Annotated in this window: 15 protein-coding genes and 3 tRNA genes; 7 read left to right on the top strand and 11 right to left on the bottom strand. The window is 74.7% G+C overall.

All coding sequences use genetic code 11. From position 1 onward, the window contains the following. Window positions 1-17: 17 nt before the first annotated feature. The 5 genes from MA879_RS01430 to MA879_RS01410 all read right to left on the bottom strand — a co-directional run bounded on the left by MA879_RS01430 (window position 18) and on the right by MA879_RS01410 (window position 5,513). The gene (locus tag MA879_RS01430; RefSeq protein WP_248122700.1) at window positions 18-1,943 is read right to left on the bottom strand and encodes a threonine/serine exporter family protein; all 1,926 of its coding nucleotides are present in this window, start codon (window positions 1,941-1,943) and stop codon (window positions 18-20) included. A gap of 99 nt (window positions 1,944-2,042) precedes the next feature. Beyond that, window positions 2,043-2,116: transfer RNA gene (locus MA879_RS01425), tRNA-Val, on the bottom strand. A gap of 185 nt (window positions 2,117-2,301) precedes the next feature. Next, entirely contained in the window at window positions 2,302-4,233 is a 1,932-nt protein-coding gene (locus MA879_RS01420; protein ID WP_248122698.1) for a S8 family serine peptidase, read from the bottom strand. Window positions 4,234-4,517: 284 nt separating this feature from the next. Beyond that, window positions 4,518-4,594: transfer RNA gene (locus MA879_RS01415), tRNA-Thr, on the bottom strand. A 55-nt stretch (window positions 4,595-4,649) separates the two neighbouring features. Beyond that, entirely contained in the window at window positions 4,650-5,513 is an 864-nt protein-coding gene (locus tag MA879_RS01410) for a DsbA family protein (RefSeq protein ID WP_248122696.1), read from the bottom strand. A 177-nt stretch (window positions 5,514-5,690) separates the two neighbouring features. Here MA879_RS01410 and MA879_RS01405 point away from each other — a divergent pair, with 177 nt between their 5' ends. Then, the gene (locus MA879_RS01405; RefSeq protein WP_248122694.1) at window positions 5,691-7,025 is read left to right on the top strand and encodes a DUF4032 domain-containing protein; all 1,335 of its coding nucleotides are present in this window, start codon (window positions 5,691-5,693) and stop codon (window positions 7,023-7,025) included. Between the two features lie 4 nt (window positions 7,026-7,029). Here the strand turns inward: MA879_RS01405 and treZ are convergent, their stop codons facing one another. The 4 genes from treZ to MA879_RS01385 form a co-directional block, all read right to left on the bottom strand. Then, window positions 7,030-9,150, bottom strand: coding sequence for a malto-oligosyltrehalose trehalohydrolase (gene treZ, locus MA879_RS01400; RefSeq protein ID WP_248122692.1), 2,121 nt, complete (start codon window positions 9,148-9,150; stop codon window positions 7,030-7,032). Then, window positions 9,147-11,621, bottom strand: coding sequence for a malto-oligosyltrehalose synthase (treY, locus tag MA879_RS01395; protein ID WP_248122690.1), 2,475 nt, complete (start codon window positions 11,619-11,621; stop codon window positions 9,147-9,149). Before treY ends, treZ begins: the two co-directional genes overlap by 4 nt. A gap of 68 nt (window positions 11,622-11,689) precedes the next feature. Beyond that, window positions 11,690-12,151, bottom strand: coding sequence for a hypothetical protein (locus tag MA879_RS01390; RefSeq protein ID WP_135029968.1), 462 nt, complete (start codon window positions 12,149-12,151; stop codon window positions 11,690-11,692). A gap of 50 nt (window positions 12,152-12,201) precedes the next feature. Continuing rightward, window positions 12,202-13,212: an aldo/keto reductase gene (locus MA879_RS01385; RefSeq protein ID WP_248122688.1), complete on the bottom strand. Its 1,011-nt coding sequence runs from the start codon at window positions 13,210-13,212 to the stop codon at window positions 12,202-12,204. A 57-nt stretch (window positions 13,213-13,269) separates the two neighbouring features. Here MA879_RS01385 and MA879_RS01380 point away from each other — a divergent pair, with 57 nt between their 5' ends. Then, window positions 13,270-14,172 (top strand): fumarylacetoacetate hydrolase family protein, encoded by a 903-nt coding sequence (locus tag MA879_RS01380; protein WP_248122686.1) that lies wholly within the window; start codon window positions 13,270-13,272, stop codon window positions 14,170-14,172. A gap of 79 nt (window positions 14,173-14,251) precedes the next feature. Here MA879_RS01380 and MA879_RS01375 read toward each other — a convergent pair whose 3' ends face one another. After that, window positions 14,252-15,502, bottom strand: a complete 1,251-nt coding sequence (locus tag MA879_RS01375; protein WP_248122684.1) for an endonuclease/exonuclease/phosphatase family protein — start codon at window positions 15,500-15,502, stop codon at window positions 14,252-14,254. 104 nt (window positions 15,503-15,606) lie between these two features. Between MA879_RS01375 and MA879_RS01370 the strand changes: the two genes are divergently transcribed. From MA879_RS01370 to MA879_RS01355, 4 genes are all read left to right on the top strand, one after another. Then, on the top strand, window positions 15,607-16,335 hold the full coding sequence (locus MA879_RS01370; RefSeq protein ID WP_248122682.1) for an NADPH-dependent F420 reductase: 729 nt from the start codon (window positions 15,607-15,609) through the stop codon (window positions 16,333-16,335). A 189-nt stretch (window positions 16,336-16,524) separates the two neighbouring features. Then, window positions 16,525-16,848: a carboxymuconolactone decarboxylase family protein gene (locus MA879_RS01365; RefSeq protein ID WP_248122680.1), complete on the top strand. Its 324-nt coding sequence runs from the start codon at window positions 16,525-16,527 to the stop codon at window positions 16,846-16,848. Between the two features lie 70 nt (window positions 16,849-16,918). Continuing rightward, entirely contained in the window at window positions 16,919-18,118 is a 1,200-nt protein-coding gene (locus MA879_RS01360; RefSeq protein ID WP_248122678.1) for a pirin family protein, read from the top strand. 70 nt (window positions 18,119-18,188) lie between these two features. Beyond that, entirely contained in the window at window positions 18,189-18,548 is a 360-nt protein-coding gene (locus tag MA879_RS01355) for a GNAT family N-acetyltransferase (protein WP_248122676.1), read from the top strand. Window positions 18,549-18,629: 81 nt separating this feature from the next. On the opposite strand, the gene MA879_RS01350 is transcribed toward MA879_RS01355, so the two are convergent. Beyond that, a tRNA-Pro gene (locus MA879_RS01350) sits at window positions 18,630-18,706 on the bottom strand. Window positions 18,707-18,907: 201 nt separating this feature from the next. Here MA879_RS01350 and MA879_RS01345 point away from each other — a divergent pair. Then, window positions 18,908-19,312, top strand: a complete 405-nt coding sequence (locus tag MA879_RS01345; RefSeq protein ID WP_248122674.1) for a hypothetical protein — start codon at window positions 18,908-18,910, stop codon at window positions 19,310-19,312. The last annotated feature ends 159 nt before the right edge of the window (window positions 19,313-19,471 follow it).

Raw genomic sequence — 19,471 nt, 5'->3', positions numbered from 1 at the left:
GGCAGGGCCGGGCCAGTTCAGCGCTGACGCCCCTCCGGGCCGACGCTCCGGCGCTCGACCAGGCGCGCCGTCACGGGCCGGGCGAGGGTGTCCCCGAACACCGCGCCCGCACCGATGCCCACCACCACCACGAGCGCGCTGACGATCCCGGCCACGCCGGCCACCGGGGACGTGGTCTCCACGGTGAACTCGTACAGGCCGCGGAAGATCGCGAAGCCCGGGAGCAGGAACAGGATGCTGGGCACCAGCACCACGATCGGCGGGGCACCCACGCGCAGGGCCACGATCCTCCCCAGGAACCCGACGACGGCGGCCGCGGTCGCCGGCTGGAGGGTGGGCCCCACGCCCAGGTCCGCGATCAGGGTGTGGGCGCAGAACGCCGCGCCGGTCACTCCGCAGGAGGCCAGCAGGGTCCGCCACCCCGATCGCTCGACGACGGCGTCCGCTGCAGTGGCCACGAGCACCAGGGCGAGCAGCAGCGGCGCGGGGTGGGAGGCGGAGGCCTGCGCGGCCAGGTCGAGACGCGGGAAGCCGGCGAGTTCCGCCGCCGCGACGGCCACCATGATGCCCGCCATGATGCCCACGAAGACGAGCATCGTGGAGATGAATCGACCGGCGGCCGTCACCGGGAAGCCGTTGATGGCGTCCAGCACGGCCGTGACGAACCTGGACGTGGGCAGGAGCATCATGATGCCCCCGGCCACCATCAGCGCGGGGTTGATCGGCACCTCGAGGGCGTACGCGCCGAACGCGACCGCCGTGGCCACCGACGAGCCGATCATCACGGAGTAGATCTCCGGCAGGAACGCCATGGTCCGTGTGTGCAGCCAGAACACGAACCACGTGGAGGCCATCCCCAGCAGGGCGCCCTGCCAGGTGCCGCCGATGAAAGGGACGAAGCAGGCCACGAACACGCCCGCCATGAGGATCTCCAGGGCCGGCGGGTACGGCTTGGGCCGGCGGCGGATCTCCACGAGCCGGCGCTGGGCCTCGGCGCGCTCGACCGTCCCGTCGGAGATCTCCTCCACGAGGCGGTGCACCGCCACGAGCCCCTCGTAGTTCGTGGAGTAGGAGCGCACCACGCGCTGGAGCGTGTAGGGCACCTCGCCGCGGCTCGAGTCGGGTGCGTAGTTCAGGGAGATGGCCTGGTTGGTCAGGTCCACCTCCGTCTCGTGGATCCCGTAGGCCTGCGTCACCACGATGATCGAGGTCTCCACGTCCAGCGAGGTCGCCCCGAACCCGAACATGGTCTCCCCCAGCTTGAGGGCGAAGTCCAGGGTGGTGCGCGCCTCGAGGGCCTGCTCGTCCTGCTCCCGCCGTCGGCTCAGGGTCGAGCGCATGCGTCGCCCGTACGGGGAGGCCTGCAGGCGGTCCACCATCACGAGGGCCTGCGTGGGCAGGGTCTCCTCGAACACCGCCCGGTGGTGGTCCCGCCCCCGGCGGCGACGACGGCGCCCCCGCGGCTCTTCGGGCCCGTGGGGCAGCAGCGGCTCTGGCACCACGAGGTCCGGGATCGTCTCCGCAGCTTGCTCGGCGGTGGGGGCCACGCCCTCCGCGGGGGCCAGGACGGACGTGGGCACGACCTCGGACAGCGGCGGCGCGGTCAGGGGCGCGTCGGCCGCAGGGCCCGGGGCCGGGGCGGGCGACGGGCCGGCGTCGTCGGGGTCCTCGTCCGGCCGCACCGCGGACGGGGTCGCGCCGGCGGGATGCCCGCAGCCCGGCGTGGCGGGCAGCGCCGCGGTGGCGGGGGCGAGGACCGGCGGCAGGACCTCTTCGGGGCCCTCGTCACGGGTCGGGGACGCGGCCACGTCGGCCGTCTCCTCGACGGCCTCCGGCGGGGCGGAGGGGACGGCGGCAGGGCGCAGCACCGGGAGGGGACCCGCCTGCGGGGCGGGCTCCGCCGCGGGCGCGTCGGGACGGTCTCGGGGGGTCTGTGGGTCCACGCTGCTCACCGTGTCCTTGCCTCGTGCCTCACCGGGCAGGCGCTCCCCGCTCTCCCGGACATGCGCAAGGGCCCTCCCGGAGGAGGGCCCTTGCGGCGGTGGATCTTACTGGACTCGAACCAGCGACCTCTCGCGTGTGAAGCGAACGCTCTAACCAACTGAGCTAAAGATCCGGGGTCCGCCCCGGCTGTGGAGGGCCCGGACGACTCGCTGAACTGTATCGGACCCTCCCCCACCGGGCAAATCCGGCGCCCGGGTCCGACTGGGGTTCTCTCGACCACGGGGGAGCCGACGCAGTCGGGCCGCCGCCCCCGCGAGGGGACGGCGGCCCGGATCCATCGCGGTCCGGCGACGATGGTCAGCGCGCGATGACGGAGACGTCGTCGATCCGGAACACCGTGGCGGCCGAGTCGTCCTCGGTGCCCTTGAAGCGCAGGGTCACGGTCTTCCCGGCGAAGCGGGACAGGTCGACCGTGTGGGTGGTGTACGGACCGCGGTCCAGGTTGGAGTGTGACTTCAGGGTGGAGGTGCCGGAGTAGCCGTCCACCACCTGCACGGACAGGGTGTCGTACTGAGAGAAGGAGGTGGTCTCGTCCGTGCCGACCTGCACGCTGTAGGTCAGCGAGGCGCCCGAGGCGGGCACGGTCACCCGCTGGTCGATCGTGCCGGTGTTGCGGCGGCCGTAGCCGTTGAGGACGCCGTAGCGGGAGCCGGACTTGGCGGCCGCGGAGTCCGTCACGACGAAGTCGGACGGGGTGCCGGTCCAGCCGGTGGCACCGGACTCGAAGCCGCCGTTCACCAGGACGGTGGACGGCGTCGGGGTCGGCGTGGGGGTCGGGGTCACGCCGCCGCCCAGGGCGTTCAGGGTCTTCGTGGCGTCCACCAGGCCGGCGCCGCAGCCACCGGAGCACACGCCCGGCAGCGGACGGGCGTTGGTCTTGAGCGTGGACTCCACCTGGGCCGGGCTCAGGGAGGAGTTCTTCGCCAGCATCAGGGCCACGGTGCCCGCCACGTGCGGAGTGGCCATCGAGGTGCCGTTGTACTTCGCGTAGCCCTCGCCGACCGGGGTGGTGGTGCCCGTGTCGATCGTGGAGACGATCGCCGAGCCCGGGGCGGTGACGTCCACGGACGCACCGTAGTTGGAGAAGGAGGAGCGGTTGCCGTTCGCGTCCGAGGCCGCCACGGTGATCGTGTTCTGGCAGTTGGCCGGACGGGCCAGGGAGGCGTCACGGTTCTCGTTGCCGGCGGCCACCACCACGGGGACGCCGCGGCCCACGGCCGCGTTGATGGCGTTCTGGTAGGTGGTGCCGCACGTGCCGGAACCGCCCAGGGACATGTTGATGACGTCCACCGGAGTCGGGTTGGCCGGCACGCCGGGCACGGACCCGCCGGCGGACCAGACGATCGCGTCCGCGATGTCGGCCAGCGAGCCGCCGCACTTGCCGAGCACGCGGGCGTGCTGGACCTTGGCGTTCGGGGCGACGCCGACGACGCCCTGCGTGTTGGCCACGGCCGCGACGGTGCCCGCCACATGGGTGCCGTGCCACGAGGAGTCGGAGCCCTGGGGCTGGCCGCACTCCCCGGCGAGGAACCAGTCGCCTTCGTCCCGCGGGTTCGCGTCGCGGCCGCCGCCGTCGCGGGAGACCGTGGAGCTCGAGATGAAGTCGTACCCGGGGACCGTGTTGGCGTTCAGGTCGGAGTGGTCGGTCTGACCGGTGTCGATCACGCCGACGAGGACGCCGGCGCCGGTGGTCGCATCCCAGGCACCGGGCACGCGCATGCCGTTGACGCCCGTGAAGCCCCACTGCTGGGAGTAGAGGGCGTCCACCGGGGACAGCGCGGCCGCGGTCATGATGGCGTTCGGCTCGACGGCGTCGACGGCGCCGGAGGCGCGCAGGTCTGCCATGAACGCCGCGGACTCGTCCTGGGTGAGCTTCTTGCCGGTGGAGATCACGTGGGAGCCGAGCGCGGTCTCGCGCAGCTCCTTCACCGAGACGCCGGCCTCCTTGGCGGCCTTGCCCCACGCGTTCGCACGGCCCTTGCCGGTGCTGTTCGCGGAGGTCTCCTTGTAGGTGACGATGAACGAGTCGTAGCCGTCCGCGTTGGGGTCGGCCGAGGACGCGGCCATGCCGTGGTTCGGCGCCGGGGCGACGGCTGCGGTCCCGGCCCCGTCGTTCGACTCGGGAGCGGCGGTGGCGGGCGTGGCGGCGAGCGTGCCGCCGGCGAGGACTGCGGCGCACAGCAGGGCGCCGGCGCGGCGGCGGGCGCGGAGGGAGGTGGTGGACGGCATCGTGTCTCCTCGGTGTGACAGGCCCGCCGGTCGTGACCGGCCCGGGAGGTCCCCGGGGGCTCGGCGGTGGCATCACAGTACGGTCACGATCCGGTCGAGGAACCCTCCCCGGGGGAACTCTGTCCGATGGTCGCCCGCACTCCATCCGATGGTGCCGGGCGCGTACGGCACCATCGGGCAGACGGAGGCCTCCCGCCCAGCCCGGACACAGCAGTGAGGGCGTCCACGGTGGACGCCTCCACGACGACGGCCCCGGGGCGAGAGCGCCCCGGGGCCGTCCGATGTGGAGCCCCCTGCCGGATTCGAACCGGCGACCTGCTGTTTACAAGGCAGCTGCTCTGGCCAGCTGAGCTAAGGAGGCGGAAGGGGCGCCGCCGAGTCCGGCGGCGCCCCTCCAGGGTACAAGGAGGGCGGGGTCAGCCCTCGACGATCGGGCTGGCCCACTCCTGGAAGGCCTGCTCCCCGGACCACCACTGGCCGTCCACGTACACGGTGGGCGTGCCCTGGATCGGGGCGGCCTTAGCCTTCTGGGTGGTGTAGGCGACCGCGGGGCGGTAGGTGTCCTGCTCCATGCAGTCGGACACGTCCGCGCCGAGGGCCTCGGCGCGCTGGGCGAGCTCGTCGTCGGACAGGCCCTTGCCACCGTGGCCCTCGTACGCGCCGAAGACGTCCGTCACGAACGGGTCGTACTGCTCGGGCGCCTGCTCGGCCACGCAGTAGGCCGCGTTCGCGGCGCGGGCGGAGAAGTTCTGGTTGTTCGGCGCGCTCAGGAAGTCCACGATCCGGTACTCGACGGTGGCCTTGCCGTCGGCCAGCCAGCCCTCCAGCAGCGCGGCGTTCTCCTGCTCGAACGCAGCGCAGTGCACGCAGTTGAAGTCCGCGTAGACCACCACGTGGGCGGGCCCGCCCTCGGCGCGGGGCTGCGTGCCCGGGGCGCTGTCAGCGGGCTTCTCGGCGGGACCCTCGGGCACCTGCACCGCGGCCGCGTCCACCTCGCGCTCGCCCAGGCCCGGGTCGGCGAGGGCGGTGGGCGAGGTGAGGACGACGCCGCCCTCCTCGTTGGCGGCGGCGGGCATCGGGCCGGCGGTGGGGATGTCGCCGTCGCCCTGGGCGCGGGTCACGAGCGCCACCACGAGCCCGATCAGCAGGAGCGCCGCGAGCACGGAGCCCCAGATGACGGCGGTCCGCTTGCGGCGGTCCTTGCGCTGCTGCTCCGCCTGCATCTGGCGGGCGCGGGTGCGGGCGTCGGTCGCGGCAGACGCCGTGTTCCTGCTGGCCACTGGTCCTCCTGGGTCGGGTGCGGGGCGGCGCGCGGGGCACGCGCGCACGCGGGAGGGACGGGCGGACCCGCCCCGGAGCGAGCCTACCGGCCGATCCTGGGAGGGGCGGAAGCGCTCCCCAGGCCACCGGGGCCGCCCGCAGGGCGCCGAGGCCCCCGTCTCTGCCAGGATGCACGGATGGACACGCAGGACGCCACCCCATCCCCCTCCCCCGCCGACCGGCTGACCGTGACGGCCGCCCCCTCGGGGGACGCCACGGAGGACCCGGCGACCTCGCTGCTCGCCCTGCCGTGGCAGACCCCGCTCGAGCAGTGGCCGGCCGACGTGCTGGCCGCGCTGCCCCGCGGCATCTCCCGGCACGTGGTGCGGTTCGCGCACATGGGCGGCGGCGTCGTCGCCGTGAAGGAGACCACGGAGGACCTCGCGTTCCGCGAGTACCGGCTGCTGCGCCGCCTCGAGGACCTGCCCTCACCCTCGGTGCTGCCCGTGGCGGTGGTCTCGGGTCGCACGGCCGACGACGGCTCCCCCCTGCGGGCGGCCCTCGTCACCCGGCACCTGCGCTTCTCCCTGCCGTACCGCGCGGTGTTCTCCGAGCGCCTCGAGCGACGCACTCTGGTGCGCCTCATGGACGCCCTGGCCATGCTCCTCGTGGAGCTGCACCTGCAGGGCTTCTTCTGGGGGGACGTCTCGCTGTCCAACGTCCTCTTCCGGCGGGACGCCGGCGGGTTCGCCGCACACCTCGTGGACGCGGAGACCGGTGAGCTGCGCGAGCGCCTGTCCGCCGGGCAGCGCGAGCATGACCTGGACGTGGCCCGCGTGAACGTGGGCGGGGAGCTCATGGACCTGCAGGCCAGCGGCCTCGCCGACCCGGACGTCGACCCCGTCTCCACCCCGGACCTGTTCGTGGCGTCCTACCGTCAGCTCTGGCAGCAGCTCACCGAGCCCACCGTGTTCCCCCGGCACGAGCCGTGGCGGATGGACCGCCGGTTCCGCCGTCTCCAGGAGCTGGGCTTCGAGGTGGCCGAGTACTCGCTGCGCGGAGCGGACGCGCCCGGGATGCTGGTCGCCAGCCCCACGGACGTGCGCTCCGGGTACCACCGGCGCCGGCTGGAGCGGCTCACGGGGCTGCACGTGCAGGAGAACCAGGCGCGTCGGCTGCTGGTGGACATCGAGGCGGCCCGCCGCGCGTGGGACCCGTACCTGGACATCGACCACGCGGCGCACCGCTGGGTGATCGAGGTGTTCGATCCCGTGGTGCGCTCCGTGCCGCTCGAGCTGCGCGCGAAGCTGGAGCCCGCTGAGGTCATGCACCAGCTGCTCGAGCACCGGTGGTACCTCTCGGAGGCCCGGGGCGCCGCGGTGCCCCTGCAGGAGGCCGTGGACTCCTATGTGGAGACGGTGCTGCGCGCACGCCGGGACGAGGACGCCCTCGCCCTGCACCCCACCACCACGATGCTCCGGGCCGTGCCCGCCCCGGGGGGCGCGGACGACGCCGACTCCGCGTCCCGCTGAGGGCTCAGCGCGCCGCGGGCAAGCGGTGCAGGAGCACGAAGCCGGGAGCGGGGACGGCCGCGGGCAGCTCGTGCGGCCCCCCGGAGGGGCCGAGGGAGCCGAGGGGGCCGAGGGGGCCGAGGGGGCCGAGGGGGCCGAGGGGGCCGAGGGGGCCGAGGGGGCCGAGGTCACCGTGCCCTGCCACGAGGCGGGCGTCCCGCCACTCCTCGGGGACCTGCATCGGCTCGGCGCCGAGGGCGGCCAGGACCGCCACGTCCCCGGAGCCGTCCGCGGCGCGACGCTCGAGGTGCACGTGTCGGCGTGCGGCGTCCGTCATCACCGCGGTGCGTGTGCGTGTGCGGTCCGGCTCGGTGAGGGCGGGCAGCTCCCGGCGCGCCGCGAGCAGCGCCCGGTAGGTCTGCAGCACCCGGGCCCCTCGGCCGGCGCCGCCCGGGGCGGCACGGTCGGGGGCCTCGGCAGGCCCCAGCGCGTCGGAGGCTGACCCCGGGGCGGGCTCGGCCTGGGCCCAGTCGAGCACGGCGGCGTCGCGGGTGGCCGGGTCCTGGGGATCGGGGACGAGGGACTCGTCCCAGCCGTGGGAGCCGAACTCGCGGCGGCGGCCCTCCCGGACGGCCTCGCCCAGCTCCGGCTCGCGGTGCGCGGTGAAGAAGGGCCACGGCGTGGTGGCGGCGAACTCCTCGCCCATGAAGAGCATCGGAGTGTACGGGCCGGCCAGCAGGAGCGCCGCCTGCGCGGTCAGGGCGCCCTCCGTGAGGGTGGCGGCCGTCCGGTCCCCCGCCGCGCGGTTGCCCACCTGGTCATGGTTCTGGATGCTCGCCACGAAGGCGTGCGAGGGCACCTCCGGGGGCACGGGGCGGCCGTGGTCCCGCCCCCGGAAGGTGGAGTGGACGCCGTCGTGCAGGTAGACGTGCTCGAAGGTCTTGGCCACGGCGGCCAGCGGCGCGAAGTCCGCGTAGTACCCATGGGTCTCCCCCGTGGCGGCCACGTGGAGGGCGTGGTGGACGTCGTCGTCCCAGGCCGCGGCCATGCCCAGCCCGCCCCCGCCGGGCACGCGCGGGAGCACGATGCGCGGGTCGTTGCGGTCCCACTCGGCCATCAGCGGCACGGGGCGCCCCGTGCGGGCGGCGATCCCATCCGCGAGCGCGGCCATCTCCTCGAGGACGTGCACGGCGCGCGTGTCGCTCAGGGCGTGCACGGCGTCCAGGCGCAGCCCGTCCAGGTGCATGTCCTCGAGCCAGAACCGGACGTTGTCCAGCAGGAGGGCGCGGACCTCGTCCGAGTCGGGGCCGTCCAGGTTGGGCCCGTCGCCCCAGCCGGTGCCGTGGTCCACGAGGTACGGGCCGAGGACGTTGAGGTAGTTGCCGGAGGGGCCCATGTGGTTGTGGACCACGTCCTGGACCACGCCGAGGCCGGCGGCGTGCGCGGCGTCCACGAAGCGGCGGTAGGCCTCGGGCCCACCGTAGGACTCGTCCACCGCGAACCAGCCGACGCCGTCATAGCCCCAGTTGCGGGGCCCGGAGAAGGAGTTCACGGGCAGCAGCTCGACGTGGGTGACGCCGAGGTCCGTCAGGTGCGGCAGGAGTTCGACGGCCGCGTCCAGCGTCCCGGCGGCGGTGAACGTGCCCACGTGCAGCTCGTACAGGACGGCGCCGCGCATCCCGCCGCCCTGCGGGGCGGCGGGGTCCCGCTCCACCGTGGCGGGACCGGTCCAGTCGGCGTCCGTCCACGCGAAGGCCGCGGCCTGCGCGTCCCGGCGGGAGGGGCCGTGCACGGTGTCCGGCTGGCGGCGCGAGCGCGGGTCGGGCACGGGAATCCCGCCGTCCACGCGGAAGCCGTAGCCGGGGTCCCCGCCCTGCAGGCCGGCGACGGCGGCGCGTGCCGCCTCGTCCGGCAGCCACCAGCCGCCGGGGCCGCGGGTGAGCTCGTGGGCGGATGCCACGGGCCAGCGGTCCTCCGCGTCGTGCAGAACGCCGGGGGCGGTGTCCACGAGGAGCAGATCGACGCGCTCCGCGTGCGGGGCCCACACGGCGTGGTCGGTGGCGCGGGCCGCGGCCACCGCGTCGCGCTCGGCGGCGGCCGGGTCCAGGCCGCCGGGGGCCGCGTCGTCGGGGGAGGTGGGGGTCATCGGGTCTCCTCGTCCTCGGGCAGCAGCAGGGCGACGGGCAAGCGGCTGAGCAGCGCGTCCAGGCGGACGGCGCCGCGCTCGTCGGCGTGCACCGGGGCACCTGTGACGGTGCAGCGCCACCGGCCGGGCGGCACGGTCAGCACGGTGTCCCGCCAGCCGCCGGCGGCCTCGAGCGTGGCGGGCAGACGGGTGGCCACCGTGATCGCCCCGCCCCGGTCGAACGCGATCGCGTGCGCAGCGGCGGGGCCGTCCACGTCCAGCGGTCGGTAGCCCGTGAACAGTCCCCGGCGGTCCCGGCGGGCGCGCAGCGCGGCGGCCACCACGGCGAGCTTGGCGGAGGCGGGGGCGTCCAAGCCCGGGACGTGGCCGGCGTCGAGGCGGTCCAGCAGGGCGGCGCGGGTCGCGAAGTCCACGGCACGCCGGTTGTCCGGATCCACGAGGGACGGGAAGGGGACCTCGGTTCCCTGGTAGACGTCCGGGACGCCCGGGGCGGTGAGCTGGACGAGCTTGTGGCCCAGCTGCACGATCAGGCCGGGCTCGGCGATCCGGTCCGCCACGGCCTGCACGAGGGCCCGGGTGGCGGAGTCCGCCGCCACGGCCTCGCGCACCAGGGTGCGCAGCCGGTCCTCGAACGCCGCGTCCTGCTCCGTCCACGTGGTGTGCACGGCGGCCTCGCGGGCGGCCTTGAGGAGGAACCCCTCGAGGCGCTCCGCCTCCGGTGCCGTCCCGTCGGTGGGCCACACGCCCACGATCGACTCCCACGCCAGCCGCTCGAGCCCCGGCTCGTCCAGCGGGTGCAGCGCCCGCAGCTCGGCGAGCTCCGCCTCCCAGCGCCGCGGCTCCTCCGCGAGCACCGCGATGCGCGCCCGGACGTCCTCGCCGCGCTTCGTGTCGTGCGTGGACAGAGTGGTCATGGCGTGCGGCCACGCGGCCTGCCGGGACTGCTGCAGCGCGTGGAACTCTGCGACCGGCAGGTGCACGTGGGACGGGTCCCCGCCCACCTCGTTGAGGTTGGACCAGCGCGTCCACCGGTAGAAGGAGCGGTCCTCCACGCCCTTGGCCATCACCATGCCGGAGGACTGCTGGAAGCGGCGCGCGACCGGCGAGTCGGGGTCCCCCAGCACTCCCGCCACGTCCTGCAGGAGCTCGGTCCGCTCGGGCTCGGCGGCGCACGCGGCTGCAAGGGCCTCGGCCAGATGCTCCGACCCCACGGGCAGGTAGGTGCGGTAGACGGGCATGGCCGCCAGCAGGGCCGCGAAGGCGGCGGTGAGCTCCTCGTCCGAGTGTGCCCCGAGCACGACGGCGGCACGTGCCTCGCGCACGAGCCGCGCGGTCTCCGCGGCGAGGGAGCCGAGGGCCACGTCCTCCTTCTCCCGGGCCACGAGCTGCTCCCACTCGGCGCGCAGGGCGGCGTCCTCCTCGGGGGTCCCGGCCGCGGCGGGGGTCATGAAGACGCGCTCGACCTCGCCGAGCGCGTCGTAGCCGGTGGTGCCGTCCACGGGCCACGCGGGAGGCAGGGCCTCCCCCGGCTCGAGGATCTTCTCCACCACGAGGTAGCCCTCGGGCAGCACGTCCTCGCGCAGGCGGCGGACGTAGGCGCCGGGATCGGCGAGGCCGTCCGGGTGGTCCACGCGCAGGCCGTGGACGAGCCCCTCCGCGGTCCAGCGGCGGATCTCGGCGTGCACCGCGTCGAAGACCGCGGGGTCCTCCACGCGCACGCCGGCGAGCGTGGTCACGGTGAAGAACCGGCGGTAGGCCAGCTCGGCGTCGCCGGCGCGCCAGTGCATGAGGCGGTAGTGCTGGCGGTCGTGGACGGCCCGGGCCAGGCGGGCACGGTCCGCGGTGGGCGCGGCGGCCGGGTCCGGGTCCGCGAACACCTCCGCGGCGCGCAGGCCGGTGGCCTCCTCGGCCGCCTCCAGCGATCCGGGGGCGAGGGGGTAGGCGCTGTCCCAGTACCGCAGGACGCCCCCGTCCTCGTCCGGGACCACCACGAGGCGGTCCAGCTCGGCGTCGGCGCCACGGGGGTCGCCCTCCGGACCGTCGCCCAGGACGGGCAGCGTCACCCGCCCGCCGCCGGCCTCCCAGTCCACGTCGAACCAGGCTGCGTGCCGGGCCTGGCGGCCGTGCCGCAGCAGGTCCTCCCAGGCCGGGTTGGCGGCGGGCGTGGCCACGCCCAGGTGGTTGGGCACCACATCCACGAGCAGGCGCATGCCCGCCTCGTGCGCCGTGCGGGCCAGGCGCTCGAGCGCCTCCGGGCCCCCGCGTGCGGGGTCCACCCGGGTGGGGTCCACCACGTCGTACCCGTGGTCCGAGCCGGGCTCCGCGGCGAGCAGGGGCGAGAGGTACAGCCAGTCCACGCCCAGGCGCCACAGGTAGGGCACCAGCGCGGCGACCGAGTCCAGGGGCAGGTCCTCGTTCACCTGGAGGCGGTAGGTGGAGGCGGGCACGGCGGCGGGGTCTCGGCGGGTCATGACGCGAACCTAACAGAGGGCCCGGACGCGGCAGCAGGCCCGGTGGGCGGGACTCCGACCGCCGTCGGTCAGCCGCGCGGACCCGGCGTCCCGAGGGCGAGGTCCTCCCCGTGGAAGGGCTCCCCCGTGGGGTCGAGAGCCAGGTACACGTCCCGCTCCACCGTGCCGTCGGGGTGCACGAGGTCCGCGGTCAGGCCGCTGCCGGACTGGCGGACGCGCTCCACGTGGTCCACCCCGTACTTGGTGCGCACGTTGGCCTCGAACGCGTGCAGGCCCTCCACGTGCCGCCAGGCCCCCACGCCGACGGCGACCAGCCCCGCCACGAGGACCGCGGCCCCCAGGCGCCGCTGCAGGCGGGCGTCCTCGAGGACGCGCACCTCCGCGTGGCGGCCGGCGCGGGCGGCCTCGGCGCGGTGCCGGCGGCCGCGCCCGATCCCGAGGGCCAGGAGCGTCCCCCCGACCACCACGAGCACGAGCGCGCCCCAGTAGGCGAGCCACGGCGTCGTCAGGTCCACCGGGATGTACGGCATGCCCACGTCCTCCCCCAGGCCGGCCCGTGACGGGCGTCACGGTGCGGATGTCAGGGAAGCGTCTCACCGCGCGCGGCGGTCCACAAGCGGTGCCACTGGGCGCCGTCCATCCGGGCGGCCGCGTCCTCGGCGCCCGCGCACGCCGCCAGCCGCGCCGGGTCCTGCGAACCGACCACGGGACGCACGCCCCACGGCAGGCGCAGCAGCCACGCGAGCACCACGGCCTCGCGGCTCACCTCCAGTTCGAGGGCCACCTCCGCGACGACGGCGGCGGGACCGCCCGCGGCCGCGAGCGCGGCCTGCTCGGCCCGGTCCCGGGGCACGGAGCCGTCCGAGCCGCGCGTGTACCGGCCCTGGGCGAGCGGCCCCCACGCCTGCAGCTCGATCCCCTCCGCGGCGCACACGGCGCCCAGGTCGGCGGCTCCCGCGGTGGCGGGGGCGGCGTCGTGGTTGGCCAGGACCACGGCCTCCACGAGGGTGCGGTGGTGCAGGCCCAGCTCCATCTGCACGCATGCCAGGCCGGTGCGGTCCGCGGCGAGGCCGGCCAGGGCGCGCTGGTACTCGAGCACCCGTGCCGTGCCCATGTTGGACACCCCGAGCCGGCGCACCAGGCCGGCCTCGCGGGCGTCGAGGAACGCGCGCACGGTGTCCGCCACGGGGGTCAGGACGTCGGGGCGGTGGACGAGCAGCGTGTCCACGGACTCCGTCCCGAGGCGCGCGAGGGAGGCCTCGAGGCCGGCACGCACGTACGCCGGCGAGTTGTCGTACCGGACGCGTGGCCGCCCGTCGGGGCCGGGCTCGTGGAGGACGATGCCCGTCTTGGTCTGCACGCGCAGCGCCTCCCGCGCCGCGGCGGGCAGCTCGGCCACGAGCGCGCCCACGGTCTCCTCCGAGACGCCGGCGCCGTAGATGTCCGCGGTGTCCAGCACCGTGATTCCGGCGTCGAGCCCGGCACGCAGGGCGCCGCGGGCCCGATCACGGTCGGCACCCCATCCCATGGTCCCGAGGATCAGCGGGGATCCGGTGCGCGGCGGGGCGGGGGTCTCGTGCACGGCGGTCATGTCCCCAGCGTCTCACGGGCCGTCCCCGGTGGGGCCGCGCTGTGATGGGATGGCCCCATGAAGCTCGCCACGTTCCGCCAGCCCGACTCCGACCCGGACACGCCCGGCGCCACGTTCGCCGCCGTCATCACCTCCGTCCACCCCGAGGACCCCGAGGTGGCGGTGCGCGTCGTCGCCATCCCGGACTGCCGGGACGTGGGCGAGCTGCTCACGGCCGAGCCCGCCGAGCAGCGCGAGATGGTGGAGACCGCGCTGCGCGGGGCGCAGGAGGACCACGACCTGCTCCTGGACGCCTCGCGTCTGGTGTACGACACGCTCGTCCCCTTCCCCACCAAGGTGATGGCGGTCGGCCTGAACTACCGGGACCACATCAGGGAGACCGGCCAGGAGAAGCCGGAGCACCCCACGCTGTTCGCGAAGTTCGCCCAGTCCCTCACCGGCGCCCTCGACCCCATCGAGGTCCCGGAGGAGGACCACCGCGTGGACTACGAGGGCGAGCTGTGCATCGTGATCGGCGAGCCCGGCCGGCGGATCCCGGTGGAGGACGCGCACGAGCACATCGCGGGGTACGCGGTGGCCAACGACGTCTCGATGCGCGGCTTCCAGGGCCGCACCTCGGAGTGGCTGCAGGGGAAGGTGTGGGAGGCCTCCACACCGGTGGGCCCGTGGCTGGTCACCCCGGACGAGCTGCCCAAGGACGCCCGCATCACCACCCGCGTCAACGGGGAGCAGCGGCAGAGCGCCAAGCTCAAGGACGTGGTCTTCTCCCCCGAGGAGCTCGTGGCCTACGCCTCGCAGATGGTCACCCTCAACCCGGGCGACCTGATCCTCACCGGCACCCCGGCCGGCGTGGCGGTGGCCCGCAGGGGCGCGGACGGCCGCCGCCCCTGGCTCACCGCCGGGGACGTGGTGGAGGTGGAGATCACCGGCCTGGGCCGTCAGCGCAACGAGCTCGCCTGATCCCCGTCACGACGACGACGCGCCGCGGCCCCGTCTCCCGGCTCACCGGGGGACGGGGCCGCGGCGTGCCCGGGGCTGCTCAGCGGCGGGGGTTCCCGGCGACCTTCACGTCCACCCACACGAGGCGGTGGTCCGAGGTGGGGAACGGGTAGGAGCCGGTGAGCTCGGAGCCCGGCTCGCCCTGGGCCGGCCAGAACACGCCGGCGCCCAGCAGCGGCAGGTTCTTCGAGGGCAGGGCCAGGTCCACACGGAGGTTGCCGGGGGCGGGGCGGTCGTTGAAGTCGGCGGTGTCGTAGCGGGGGTCGCCCTCGTGCTGGAGGTTGGCCCCACCCTGCAGCGCGGCCGCCTCGGCCGCTCCGGACGAGGTCGGCTTCGGGTCGCGGATGCGGGAGTGCTCCAGCAGCAGGTCGACGGCGCCGTCCCACGAGTCGCCGTCCACCGGGTCCGCGTTGTAGTCGCCGAGGACCACGAAGCGCTCGCCGCGGCCCAGGCCGCCGTGCACGCCGGCGTCGTCATAGATGTACCGAGCGGCGCGGCCACCGGTGATGTAGTCGGCCCACAGGCGGATCTCGTCGTGGTTGCGGCGCTGGTTGCGCTTCTCCGGGCCGTCGAAGGAGGGCGGGGTGGGATGCGCGGCCAGGAGGTGAACGGTCTTCCCGTTCACCTCGACCGGCACGTCCCAGTGCGACTTGGAGGACAGGCGCAGCCGCTCCTCCTGCTCAGGGGTGTAGTAGTCCTCGGGCATGACGTTGCCCGGCATGTCCGCCCAGCGGAAGTCCTGGAACGTGCGGATCTGATCCTCCAGGATCGGGTGCTGCGAGTAGATCACCATGCCGTACTGGCCCGGGAAGAGGCCGAAGCCCCACGCGTCGTTCGGGCCGCCCACGGTGCCGCTCTGGTCCAGGTCCAGGCCGGAGGGCACCCCGGTGTTCACGGGGGCGGTGTAGCGGTACGGGTAGTGGATCGGGTCCTGACCGCCCTGGCCCACGGACAGGTAGTTCTCCTGGAACAGGCGTGCGCCCTCGCCGGCGGCGTCGAAGTCGAACTCGTTGACCAGCAGGATCTCCGGGCGGGTGGTCTGCACGACCTGGGCGATGGCCTGGGCCTGCTCGTCGTCCGGGGTGGAGAGGTCACGGACGAGCTCACCCTCGGTGGCGCGGTTGAGCGAGGCGTTGTAGGTGGCCACGCGGACCTCGTGGGCCTCCCGCACGGACGCGGCGGCGGGACCCTGCTCCGGGGCAGGGGCGGGGCGGGCGGCCTGGGCGGACGCGGCGCCGGTGACGGCGAGCGCGGTCACGGCCACGGCGGCGGACAGACGACGAAGGCGCATGGGGACTCCTGGGATGGCACGGGCGGGGACGGACGGCCCCAGGGTGGCAGGCGCGGACGAGCCGACGGTGACGAGCCGGTGAACTCCCGTGGTGGGATGGGGACATGCCCTCCCTGCACGACGACGCCGTCCCCGCCGCCGCCCACTGCCTCCCGGAGGCGGTGGGGATCCTCGGCGCGGGCCGCGCCGGGACGGCGCTGGCGCGGGCGATCGCCCGGATCCCGCGCCTGCGCCCGGGGACCGCGGCGCCGCGCGTCGTCATGGCGGCGACGCGCCCTCCGGCGGCGGTGCGGCGGCACCTGGTGATCCACGCGCCCGAGGCGGAGGCCGTGCCGGTCGAGGAGCTGGCGGCGGGCACCGAGCTGACGGTGGTGGCGGTGCCGCGCGAGGACCTGGACGAGGTGGACCCGTCCCTGCTGGCGGGCCCGCGCACCCTCGCCGTGGTGGACATGACCAACACGTGGGGCGACGAGCCGGTGCCGGGCTGGCTCGCCGCGCACGGCCCCGGCGATCCGACCCCGGGGACCGTGCGGATCGCCGCGCGATGGGCGCAGGCGGGGCTGACGGCGCCCGTCGTGCGGGCGTTCTCGGAGATCTCCCACCACGAGCTGGACGGCGCCGGCCGCACCGAGGAGCCCCGGCGAGCGCTCGGGGTCGGGGCGGACGAGCCGGGGCCGGGACGCGACGCCGTCGCCGCGCTCGTGGCGGCCATGGGCTTCGAGCCGGTGGAGTACGCCCCGCTGGACCCGGCCGCGGCGCTCGAGCCGGGGGGCCCGGTGTTCGGCCAGGAGACGGCGGGAGCCGACCTCGCCCGCGCCCTCCACTCCCGCTGACGCGACACGCGCGGCGGACCCGTTCTCGCTGAGGCGGCACGCCTTGCGACCTCGACTCGGTGACGGCCGGCCGTGACAGCGCCTCGCCGGCGACGTCCCCACCCGAGAGCGTACGGCGTCAGCGGGCGGTGCATGAGCGGGGACGAGCGAGAGGTTGCCATCGTCCTGCTCACTCGTCACCCTTGGCCCATGACCACTCCCGACCGCCAGGACCCGCTGGCGTTCTACCTGGACAAGGCCGTCCCGGATGCATGGCGGGCCGTCGGCGCGCCGGCCACGGCCGCCCGCACCGCCGCCGAGGAGGCCGGCCTGGACCCCCAGCGCCTCGGCCTGCTGGCGGCCTGGCGCGAGTCCCCGGACGTCCACTCCGAGCCCGAGCGCGCCGCCCTCGAGCTGGCCGAGGCCGTGACGGAGCTGCCGGAGCAGGAGCAGCTGCACTGCGTGCAGGCCTCGACGCACCACGTCCTCACGGACGCGCAGTACGCCGCGTGCAGTGGCTCGCGATCGTCATGAACGCCACCAACCGCATCTCCATCCTGTCCCCCCGCCCGGTCCGCCGTCGGGGCGCCTGAAGGGGGTCGCCGTGTCCAATCCGGAACAGGACCCGCAGATCGAGCACTGCCGCAGCGGGGAGGGGCCCGCGCCGTCCGAGGCGGGCGGGCTGCGGGAGGACCTCCCCGAGGCCCGCTTCACGGAGGGACTGAGCTCCGGCGCGCGCGTCGAGGACGGGGACGGCTGCGCCGTCGAGATCCTCGAGCCCCGAGAGGTGCCCCTGGGCGGGCCCCGCGCCATGCCCGTCAAGCGGACGCTGCCGCAGCGCGCCCGCAGCCTGATCGGCGCGTGGTGCTTCCTGGACCACTTCGGCCCCCACGACGTCGCCGTCGCCGGCGGCATGGACGTGGCCCGGCACCCGCACACGGGCCTGGCCACGGTGTCCTGGCTGTTCGAGGGCCGTGTGGACCACGTGGACTCGGCCGGCCACTGGGCGCTGGTCCGCCCGGGCGAGGTGAACCTCATGAACGCCGGCGTCGGGATCACTCACACGGAGTACTCCACGGACGACACCACCGTCCTGCACGGCGCTCAGCTCTGGTATGCCTTGCCCGACGAGCGCCGCTTCTCCGAGCCGGACCTTCACTCGCACCGGCCGGAGCCGGTGACCGGCGAGGGCTGGTCGGCCAAGGTCTTCCTGGGCGAGCTGCTCGGTCGCTCCTCGCCCGTGCCCACCGCCCTGCCGCTCACCGGTGTGGAGCTGCGCCTGGATCCGGGGGCCGAGCTGCGCACCACGGTCCCGACCGGGCACGAGCACGGCCTGCTCGCCGTCCAGGGCGCCGTGAGCCTGCAGGGCGTGGACGTCCCGTTCTCGCACCTGGCGTACGTGGGCACCGGCACCGAGGAGCTGGTGGTCCGCGCCGGCGACGAGCCCGTGGTCGCCCTGCTGATCGGCGGCGAGCCCCTCGGCGAGCAGATCATCGCGTGGTGGAACTTCGTGGGCCGCTCCCAGGAGGAGATCGAGACCTGGCGGGCCGCCTACATGCAGGAGATGGGCTTCGACGCCCCCGGGGAGGACTCTCCACTGGCGCACGTGGAGGCCGGCGGCTTCCAGGGCTCGGCAGGTGAGCCGCTGGGCCACGAGGTCGGCGGCGAGGTCCTGGACGCCCTCGTGGACACCGCCTACGACGACGGCCGCCCCTTTCCCCAGTACGGCGCCCTCCCGCACGATCCGAAGGACCCGATCCCCGCACCCCCGCTGTCGAAGGTCCCGATGCGGCCCCGCGGCTGACCGCCGACCCTGTCGACCCGGACGGGCTCACGCGTCCGAACTCTCCCACGCCGAACCAAGGAGGACTCCCATGCCGGACTCGACCCCCACCCTCGAGGACCCGCAGATCCGGGACCTCGGCGACCGCTTCGCCGTCTACGTGGACGGTTCCGACGATCCCGCCGGCTTCACCCTCTACACCGATCACGAGGCCGCCGACGGCACCCGTCAGCGCATCTTCCCCCACACCGAGGTGGACGACCAGTACGAGGGCCACGGCCTGGCCTCGACGCTCGTCCGGGAGGCACTCACCCGCAGCACCGCCGACGGGTACCGGATCGTGCCGGTGTGCCCCTACGTGAAGAAGTGGATCGAGGGTCACGACGACGTGTCCGCCGACCAGGTGGACGAGCCGACGCCCGAGCACCTGCAGGCCGTCGACGCCGCCTGACCGGCGCACCCCAAGGACTCCGGGACCGGAGACTCCGGACATGGCGAAGCCCCCGCTCGGTGGAGCGGGGGCTTCGTGCTGTGGTCGGGGTGACAGGATTTGAACCTGCGGCCTCGTCGTCCCGAACGACGCGCGCTACCAAGCTGCGCCACACCCCGTCAGGCCGCACGGCGGCGGACCGACAGGGAATGACTGTACCAGCCCCCTCCCCTTCGCGCCACTCCACCAGTGCGTGACCCAGAGGGCGCGGTGCGACCACCATGATGGTGGTCGATCGATGTCGAAGGAGAAGACGCATGCTGATCCGATGGCGGCGCCGCCCGTCCGCTTCGTCGTCCGGTGAGGCAGCCGGCGCGGCCGTGAGCACCCCAGTGCCGATGACCGCTCTGGACGAGCGTCTCGCCTCCCTCCGCGGGCTGCTGACGGCCGAGCGCTCCCGCATCCGCCCGGACACGTTCGACCTCCTCTGGGCGGTCCTCGAGTACACCGAAGGACTCCTTCCGTCGTGGGACCGCAGCGCCGCCGTCCGTGCGGCCGACGCCGTGCAGCTGTCCGAGACGCTCACGCTGCGGGTCATCCCCGGATTGGAGGACTTCCTCCTCCTCCCCGACGCCGACAAGCCGGCTCATGCCGGCACATTCCACGGAGACGTGACGCGCTGGGCGGATCGGATCGACCGCCACCGACGACGGCTCCTCCGGGTTCTCACGAGCCGACAGGACGCGCGACGCGAGATTGACGGCGGTCAGCCCGGGCGACGGTGAGGAGCGCGAAGACCGCCAGGCCCCCGATGGCCGCAGAGAACACCCTGGAAACGCGGGGAGGCCCCACACCAGAACGGTGTGGGGCCTCAACCCATATCAAAGAATGTCCGGCGGCGACCTACTCTCCCACAACCTCCCGGCTGCAGTACCATCGGCGCT

Source organism: Micrococcus lacusdianchii, assembly GCF_023155805.1.
GTDB classification, from domain to species: domain Bacteria; phylum Actinomycetota; class Actinomycetes; order Actinomycetales; family Micrococcaceae; genus Micrococcus; species Micrococcus lacusdianchii.
This window is presented reverse-complemented; position numbering and strand designations above follow the sequence as displayed.

Excerpts from the sequence above, each read along its gene's own strand:
- MA879_RS01420 (WP_248122698.1), bottom strand. The coding sequence starts at position 4,233 with ATGCCGTCCACCACCTCCCTCCGCGCCCGCCGCCGCGCCGGCGCCCTG.
- MA879_RS01405 (WP_248122694.1), top strand. The coding sequence starts at position 5,691 with ATGGACACGCAGGACGCCACCCCATCCCCCTCCCCCGCCGACCGGCTG.
- treZ (WP_248122692.1), bottom strand. The coding sequence starts at position 9,150 with ATGACCCCCACCTCCCCCGACGACGCGGCCCCCGGCGGCCTGGACCCG.
- treY (WP_248122690.1), bottom strand. The coding sequence starts at position 11,621 with ATGACCCGCCGAGACCCCGCCGCCGTGCCCGCCTCCACCTACCGCCTC.
- MA879_RS01390 (WP_135029968.1), bottom strand. The coding sequence starts at position 12,151 with ATGCCGTACATCCCGGTGGACCTGACGACGCCGTGGCTCGCCTACTGG.
- MA879_RS01385 (WP_248122688.1), bottom strand. The coding sequence starts at position 13,212 with ATGACCGCCGTGCACGAGACCCCCGCCCCGCCGCGCACCGGATCCCCG.
- MA879_RS01380 (WP_248122686.1), top strand. The coding sequence starts at position 13,270 with ATGAAGCTCGCCACGTTCCGCCAGCCCGACTCCGACCCGGACACGCCC.
- MA879_RS01375 (WP_248122684.1), bottom strand. The coding sequence starts at position 15,502 with ATGCGCCTTCGTCGTCTGTCCGCCGCCGTGGCCGTGACCGCGCTCGCC.
- MA879_RS01370 (WP_248122682.1), top strand. The coding sequence starts at position 15,607 with ATGCCCTCCCTGCACGACGACGCCGTCCCCGCCGCCGCCCACTGCCTC.
- MA879_RS01365 (WP_248122680.1), top strand. The coding sequence starts at position 16,525 with ATGACCACTCCCGACCGCCAGGACCCGCTGGCGTTCTACCTGGACAAG.
- MA879_RS01355 (WP_248122676.1), top strand. The coding sequence starts at position 18,189 with ATGCCGGACTCGACCCCCACCCTCGAGGACCCGCAGATCCGGGACCTC.